Here is a 7,369-nt window from a genome sequence, read left to right as displayed (position 1 = left end):
ATCCAGGTACCCCAGCCATCGAAGAATATGCTAGTATCGGCTACGTAGCTCAGTTGGTTAGAGCACATCACTCATAATGATGGGGTCACAGGTTCGAATCCCGTCGTAGCCACCAAATTAGAAATTTATCGATTATTTCGGTAAACTAGAAAAAATTGTTGGGGTATCGCCAAGCGGTAAGGCTCTGGTTTCTGATACCAGCATTCCGAGGTTCGAATCCTCGTACCCCAGCCACTTAACAGCAAAAAAGCCCGCTCTGCGGGCTTTTTTGTTTTTGTGCTTTGGGGACAGAGTGGTGTGTTCCCCGCACCCTGGCCCTCTCCCAAAAGGAGAGGGGAAAAACCGCTTAGAGTCCGAGCGCGTATTTTAACGCCTGGCGTTTCAGACCGCCCGCGCGCTCGGCCGCCATCAGGCCGATATTGCGCAGAATACGCACTGGGCCGAGATCGTTGCTGAATCCCGCGTAAAACAGATCCATCCCCGACTGCATCAGGAAATTATCCGCCATGCGACGCGTCTGATAGCGCTTAAGCACCTGCTGGCTGGCCCAGGCTTCACCGTGACTGCGAGCGCTGCTTAAGACATCCAACAGCGCCTCTACGTCGCGATAGCCCAGATTCACCCCCTGCCCTGCCAGGGGGTGAATGGTATGCGCTGCGTCGCCCACCAGTGCCAGACCCTCACGCACATAGCTCAGCGCATGGCGGCGGGTAAGAGGGAATGCGCCTGCGGCAACCGGCGTAACCTTGCCCAGCCGCGCCGGGAAATGGTGGCCGATCTCACGCTGCAGTTGGTCCATCGTCAGCCCCTGTAGCTGACGAATGCGCGCAGGGGTGTCGTACCACACCAGAGAGGCCCAGCGATCGAAAAGCGGTAAAAACGCGTGCGGACCGTTCGGGGTAAAATGCTGCCAGGTGCTGTCGCCCGGTTCGTTTTCACAGGCGACGGTGACCAGCATGCAGGATTGCTGATACTGCCAGGCGTGGATGCCAATTCCGGCCATTTCCCGCACCCGGGAATTCGCCCCGTCGGCGCCAATCAGCAGTTTTACTCGCAATTCGTCACCGTTATCCAGCGCGATCAGATGCTGATCGTTGTGACGGTGCATCGCCTTTATCGACGCAGGTACGCGCAGCGTCACCTGCGGATGCGCGTCCAGTGCCTGCCAGAGCGCCTGCTGCAGTACGTTGTTTTCAACCATATAGCCCAGCAGCGGGAGCTTAAGCTCGGTGGCGTCAAACACCACGTGGGCGTTTTCCCACTCCCAGGTCTCCAGCCGACGATAAGGGTGCGCGCGCATTGCCAGCACCGCGTCCCAGACGCCCAGCCCGCGCAGCAGTTCAACGGACGCGGCGCTGATGGCGGAAATACGCACATCTGGCTGCTGTGTCTCATCAAATGCAGGCGGCGCCGCCTGCTCTATCACCGTTACGTCAAACCCGTGTTGCGCCAGCCCCAGCGCCAGCGCCCCGCCGACCATACCGCCGCCGACAACGGCGATCCCGGTTTGTTGGATAGTCATGGTCAATTGTCCTTATTGAAGAATCCCCTAAGTTTACCGGATTTTTTGCCTTGAGGCTGACAACCTTCATACTGGTCACAACCACACCAAAGCATTACACTATGCGGCTTGCAATCCTGAGCCCGAGCAAGTCGATGACTAAAAAACTCCATATAAAAACCTGGGGCTGTCAGATGAACGAATACGATTCATCGAAGATGGCCGATCTGCTGGATGCTACCCACGGATATCAACTGACTGAACATGCAGAAGAAGCCGATGTGCTGCTGCTTAATACCTGCTCAATCCGTGAAAAAGCGCAGGAAAAAGTCTTCCATCTGTTAGGTCGCTGGAAACTTCTCAAAAAGAAAAATCCGGACATCATCATTGGCGTGGGCGGCTGTGTCGCCTCGCAGGAAGGTGAACTGATTCGTACCCGCGCTCACTACGTGGATATCGTCTTTGGCCCACAGACACTGCATCGCTTGCCAGAGATGATCAACTCCGTTCGTGGCGATCGCAGCCCGGTGGTCGATGTCAGCTTCCCGGAAATCGAAAAATTTGACCGTCTGCCGGAACCGCGTGCCGATGGCCCGACCGCCTTCGTATCTATTATGGAAGGCTGCAACAAATATTGTACTTACTGTGTGGTGCCCTACACCCGCGGTGAGGAAGTGAGCCGTCCCTGCGATGACATCCTGTTTGAGGTCGCCCAGCTGGCGGCCCAGGGCGTACGTGAAGTGAACCTGCTCGGCCAGAACGTTAACGCCTGGCGCGGTGAGAACTACGACGGCAGCACCGGCTCGTTCGCCGACCTGCTGCGTCTGGTGGCGGCCATTGACGGTATCGACCGGATCCGCTTTACCACCAGCCACCCGATTGAATTCACCGATGACATCATTGATGTCTATCGCGATACACCAGAGCTGGTGAGCTTCCTGCACCTGCCGATCCAGTGCGGTTCCGACCGCGTGCTTAACCTGATGGGCCGCACCCATACCGCGCTGGAATATAAATCGATCATTCGCAAGCTGCGTGAAGCACGCCCGGATATTCAGATAAGCTCTGACTTCATCGTCGGTTTCCCGGGTGAATCCACGGACGATTTCGAGCGCACCATGAAGATCATCGGTGAGGTGAACTTCGACGTGAGTTATAGCTTCATCTTCTCTGCCCGTCCCGGAACGCCTGCCGCCGATATGGTTGACGACGTGCCGGAAGAGGAGAAAAAGCAGCGCCTGTATATTCTGCAGGATCGCATTAACCAGCAGGCCACCGCCTGGAGCCGTCGCATGCTCGGCACCGTTCAGCGCGTGCTGGTGGAAGGTACATCGCGGAAGAGCATCATGCAGCTGTCTGGCCGAACCGAAAATAACCGGGTGGTGAACTTCGAAGGAACGCCAGATCTGGTGGGTAAATTCGTCGACATCGAAATCCAGGAAGTGCTGACCAACTCCCTGCGCGGCAGACTGGTACGTACCGAAGAGGAGATGGGCCTGCGGGTGGCACAAACGCCAGAATCCATCATTGCGCGTACCCGCAAAGAAAACGATCTGGGCGTCGGCGTTTATCAGCCGTGATCTCTGAGGCCTGCCATTTCTGGCAGGCCTTGTATTTCCCCCTCCTGTCCCCCATATATTTCGCAATGCTTGCGCCTTTATTCTCTGGCGTGAATAATTTCATGAGACAGACCCTTTGCTTTCTGGCAACCGAGACATAAGAGGAACGGTTTGAACATAGATACGCGTGAAATTACCCTTGAGCCAGCAGACAACGCTCGCCTGCTGAGCCTGTGCGGGCCGTTTGATGACAACATCAAACAACTGGAGCGACGTCTGGGTATCGAAATTAATCGTCGCGATAACCATTTCAAACTCACCGGACGCGCCATCTGCGTCAATGCGGCTGCGGATATTCTCCACAGCCTGTACGTCGATACTGCCCCGATGCGCGGTCAAACGCAGGATATTGAACCGGACAAGCTTCATCTGGCGATCAAAGAAGCCCGGGTGCTGGAACAGAGCGCGGAGAGCGTGCCGCAATTCGGCAAAGTTATCCATATCAAAACCAAGCGTGGGGTCATTAAGCCTCGCACGCCAAATCAGGCGCAGTACATCGCCAACATTCTCGATCATGACATCACCTTCGGGGTGGGCCCGGCGGGTACCGGTAAAACCTATCTTGCCGTTGCCGCCGCCGTAGATGCGCTGGAGCGTCAGGAGATCCGCCGTATTCTGCTCACCCGTCCGGCCGTTGAAGCCGGCGAAAAGCTGGGCTTTTTACCCGGCGATTTGAGCCAGAAGGTCGACCCGTATCTGCGCCCGCTGTACGATGCGCTGTTCGAGATGCTCGGCTTTGAGAAGGTCGAGAAGCTGATAGAACGTAACGTCATCGAAGTGGCTCCGCTGGCCTACATGCGTGGGCGCACGCTGAACGATGCCTTTATCATTCTTGATGAGAGCCAGAACACCACTATCGAACAGATGAAGATGTTCCTGACCCGTATCGGCTTTAACTCGAAAGCGGTCATCACCGGCGATATCACCCAGGTCGACCTGCCGCGTAGCACCAAATCCGGACTGCGTCACGCCATTGAAGTGCTGGCAGACGTCGATGAAATCAGTTTTAACTTCTTCCACAGCGAAGACGTGGTACGCCACCCGGTGGTTGCCCGCATCGTCACTGCCTATGAGGCGTGGGAAGAAGCCGAACAAAAACGTAAAGCAGAACAGGCCGCGGAACGCAAACGCGAAGCCCAGGAGCAAGAGCAGAAATGAGTCAGGTTATCCTCGATTTACAGCTGGCATGTGAAGACAATTCCGGTTTGCCGGAAGAGAGCCAGTTCCAGGCGTGGCTGGATGCGGTGATCCCGCAGTTCCAGGAAGAGTCAGAAGTCACCGTGCGTCTGGTGGATGAGGCCGAAAGCCACGAGCTGAACCTGACCTATCGCGGGAAAGATAAACCGACTAACGTGCTCTCCTTCCCGTTTGAAGCGCCGCCAGGCATCGAGCTGCCGCTGCTGGGTGATTTGATCATCTGTCGCCAGGTGGTTGAACAGGAAGCGAAGGAGCAGCAAAAGCCGCTCGACGCCCACTGGGCGCACATGGTGATACACGGCAGCCTGCATCTGCTGGGCTACGATCATATTGAAGACGACGAAGCGGAAGAGATGGAATCCCTCGAGACAGAGATAATGCTTGCTCTGGGCTATGAGGATCCGTACATTGCCGAGAAAGAGTAGTCTGTACGGCGGTCTTCCGCCGTATCCACTTTATGTGCCGTCGCGTCTGACCAAGGTCCGCTGCGGCTAACTGAACACCAACAAGAGAACCCTTAACAAACGCCATGAGCGACGACAATTCACACAGTAGCGACACACCAAACAGCAAAAAGGGATTTTTCTCCCTCCTTCTGAGCCAGCTTTTCCACGGTGAACCTAAAAACCGTGACGAACTACTGGAGCTGATCCGTGATTCCGGGCAGAACGAGCTTATCGACGAAGATACGCGTGAAATGCTCGAAGGGGTAATGGACATCGCCGACCAGCGCGTTCGCGACATCATGATCCCCCGCTCGCAGATGATTACCCTGAAACGCAACCAGACCCTGGAGGAGTGCCTCGATGTCATTATCGAGTCCGCCCACTCGCGTTTCCCGGTCATCAGCGAAGATAAAGATCACATCGAAGGGATTTTGATGGCCAAAGATCTGCTGCCGTTTATGCGCAGTGAATCTGAAGCCTTCAGCATGGAAAAAGTGTTACGCCAGGCGGTCGTTGTCCCGGAAAGTAAACGGGTTGACCGCATGCTGAAAGAGTTTCGCTCCCAGCGTTACCACATGGCGATTGTTATCGATGAATTTGGCGGTGTTTCCGGCCTTGTGACCATCGAAGATATTCTCGAACTGATTGTCGGTGAAATCGAAGATGAATATGACGAAGAAGAGGATATCGACTTCCGTCAGTTGAGTCGTCACACCTGGACCGTGCGCGCTCTGGCGCCGATCGAAGATTTTAACGACACCTTTGGCACCCATTTCAGCGACGATGAAGTGGATACCATCGGCGGGCTGGTGATGCAGGCCTTTGGCCACCTCCCAGCGCGGGGCGAAACCGTGGACATTGACGGTTACCAGTTCAAGGTCGCCATGGCCGACAGTCGACGTATTATTCAGGTTCATGTCAGAATGCCGGACGATGCTCCGCAACCCACACTGGATGATTGATTTAAATGGCATTTGCCTCACTGCTTGAACGCCAGCGCATACGTCTGCTGCTGGCGCTGTTATTCGGAGCCAGCGGTACGCTGGCTTTTTCCCCTTATGATATCTGGCCTGCCGCGCTTCTCTCCCTGATGGGGCTCCAGGGCCTGACCCTGAACCGACGCCCTGTTCAGGCGGCGGCGATTGGTTACTTCTGGGGGCTCGGCCTGTTTGGCTCCGGCATTAACTGGGTGTACGTCAGTATTGCCCAGTTTGGCGGCATGCCTGGCCCGGTTAACGTGTTCCTCGTGGTGCTGCTGGCGGCGTATCTCTCGCTGTATACCGGCCTGTTCGCCGGGATCCTCTCGCGCCTGTGGCCGAAAACCAGCTGGCTGCGCGTCGCCATTGCCGCCCCGGTGGTCTGGCAGATAAGCGAATTCCTGCGCGGCTGGGTATTGACCGGTTTCCCGTGGCTGCAGTTTGGCTACAGCCAGATTGACGGCCCGCTGAAAGGCCTGGCACCAGTGCTGGGCGTTGAGGCGATCAACTTCCTGCTGATGGTGGTGAGCGGCCTGCTGGTGCTGGCTCTGGCCCAGCGCAACTGGCGTCCGCTGGTGATGGCGCTGGTGCTGTTTGCCCTGCCCTTCCCGCTGCGTTACATCCAGTGGTTTACCCTTGAGCCGGAACGCGCTACCCAGGTGTCGATGGTGCAGGGTGATATTCCCCAGTCGCTCAAGTGGGATGAAAATCAGCTGGTTAACACCCTGAAAATCTACCTTGATGCGACCCAGACCGAAATGGGCAAGTCGCAGCTGATAATCTGGCCTGAGTCGGCTATTCCGGATCTGGAGATTAACCAGCAGCGTTTTCTCAGCATGATGGACGATCTGCTGCGTGCGCGTAACACCACGCTTATCACCGGTATCGTTGATGCACGCCTGAATAAGCAAAATCGTTACGACACTTACAACAGCATCATCACGCTGGGAAAAGACAATCCTTACAGCTATGAGTCGCGCAACCGCTACAACAAAAATCACCTGGTGCCGTTTGGTGAGTTTGTCCCGCTGGAATCGATTCTGCGCCCGCTGGCACCGTTCTTCGATTTGCCGATGTCCTCCTTTAGCCGTGGCTCGTACGTCCAGCCTCAGTTAAGCGCGCACGGCTTTTTGCTAACCGCTGCCATCTGCTACGAGATCATTTTGGGTGAACAGGTTCGGGATAATTTCCGCCCTGATACGGATTTCTTACTGACCATCTCTAACGATGCGTGGTTTGGTAAGTCGATTGGCCCGTGGCAACACTTCCAGATGGCGCGGATGCGCTCCCTGGAGCTGGCCCGTCCGCTGCTGCGCAGTACCAACAACGGCATTACCGCCGTGATTGGTCCGCAGGGTGAAATCCAGGCCATGATCCCGCAGTTCACCCGTCAGGTGCTCACTACCCGCGTTACGCCGACCACAGGCCTGACGCCTTACGCCCGCACCGGCAACTGGCCAGTGTGGATCCTGACGGCGTTATTCGGCTTTGGTGCCGTGTTGATGAGCCTTCGTCAGCGTCGTAAGTAGTCACCCCTCACCCTAACCCTCTCCCCATCGGGGAGAGGGGACTGTCACTGCACAATCTCATCTTCTGCTCCGCCCTTCTCCCTCTCCCTTTTACGGAGAG

6 protein-coding genes and 2 tRNA genes are annotated in these 7,369 nt (G+C 56.2%); 7 read left to right on the top strand and 1 reads right to left on the bottom strand.

The genetic code is table 11. The features are described from left to right. Positions 1–38 precede the first annotated feature (38 nt). Both ACRDD5_RS22500 and ACRDD5_RS22495 read left to right on the top strand, forming a co-directional pair. Positions 39–115 (top strand) — tRNA-Met (locus ACRDD5_RS22500). A 44-nt stretch (positions 116–159) separates the two neighbouring features. Next, a tRNA-Gln gene (locus ACRDD5_RS22495) sits at positions 160–234 on the top strand. 112 nt (positions 235–346) lie between these two features. On the opposite strand, the gene ubiF is transcribed toward ACRDD5_RS22495, so the two are convergent. Then, positions 347–1,522 (bottom strand): 3-demethoxyubiquinol 3-hydroxylase, encoded by a 1,176-nt coding sequence (gene ubiF, locus ACRDD5_RS22490; RefSeq protein ID WP_438678044.1) that lies wholly within the window; start codon positions 1,520–1,522, stop codon positions 347–349. Between the two features lie 134 nt (positions 1,523–1,656). Between ubiF and miaB the strand changes: the two genes are divergently transcribed. The 5 genes from miaB (at position 1,657) to lnt (ending at position 7,269) form a co-directional block, all read left to right on the top strand. Continuing rightward, positions 1,657–3,081: a tRNA (N6-isopentenyl adenosine(37)-C2)-methylthiotransferase MiaB gene (miaB, locus tag ACRDD5_RS22485; RefSeq protein WP_271283563.1), complete on the top strand. Its 1,425-nt coding sequence runs from the start codon at positions 1,657–1,659 to the stop codon at positions 3,079–3,081. Positions 3,082–3,231: 150 nt separating this feature from the next. Then, positions 3,232–4,278 carry a PhoH family protein gene (locus ACRDD5_RS22480; protein WP_438678043.1) on the top strand — a complete coding sequence of 349 codons (1,047 nt, stop codon included), beginning with the start codon at positions 3,232–3,234 and terminating at the stop codon, positions 4,276–4,278. Continuing rightward, the gene (gene ybeY, locus ACRDD5_RS22475) at positions 4,275–4,742 is read left to right on the top strand and encodes an rRNA maturation RNase YbeY (RefSeq protein WP_438678042.1); all 468 of its coding nucleotides are present in this window, start codon (positions 4,275–4,277) and stop codon (positions 4,740–4,742) included. The genes ACRDD5_RS22480 and ybeY overlap by 4 nt, the downstream gene beginning before the upstream one ends. 104 nt (positions 4,743–4,846) lie before the next feature. After that, entirely contained in the window at positions 4,847–5,725 is an 879-nt protein-coding gene (gene corC, locus ACRDD5_RS22470) for a CNNM family magnesium/cobalt transport protein CorC (RefSeq protein WP_271283560.1), read from the top strand. A 5-nt stretch (positions 5,726–5,730) separates the two neighbouring features. Then, entirely contained in the window at positions 5,731–7,269 is a 1,539-nt protein-coding gene (lnt, locus tag ACRDD5_RS22465) for an apolipoprotein N-acyltransferase (RefSeq protein ID WP_438678041.1), read from the top strand. The last annotated feature ends 100 nt before the right edge of the window (positions 7,270–7,369 follow it).

The sequence above is a fragment of the Silvania sp. genome, assembly GCF_051656365.1.
Classification (GTDB): domain Bacteria; phylum Pseudomonadota; class Gammaproteobacteria; order Enterobacterales; family Enterobacteriaceae; genus Enterobacter; species Enterobacter hatchlandensis.
The sequence above is the reverse complement of the archived record's forward strand: the minus strand, read 5'-3'. Positions and strand labels throughout refer to the sequence as shown.

What these genes read in the sequence shown, in the direction of transcription:
- ybeY (WP_438678042.1), top strand. Translation starts at nt 4,275, where the DNA reads ATGAGTCAGGTTATCCTCGATTTACAGCTGGCATGTGAAGACAATTCC.
- ubiF (WP_438678044.1), bottom strand. Translation starts at nt 1,522, where the DNA reads ATGACTATCCAACAAACCGGGATCGCCGTTGTCGGCGGCGGTATGGTC.
- lnt (WP_438678041.1), top strand. Translation starts at nt 5,731, where the DNA reads ATGGCATTTGCCTCACTGCTTGAACGCCAGCGCATACGTCTGCTGCTG.
- miaB (WP_271283563.1), top strand. Translation starts at nt 1,657, where the DNA reads ATGACTAAAAAACTCCATATAAAAACCTGGGGCTGTCAGATGAACGAA.
- corC (WP_271283560.1), top strand. Translation starts at nt 4,847, where the DNA reads ATGAGCGACGACAATTCACACAGTAGCGACACACCAAACAGCAAAAAG.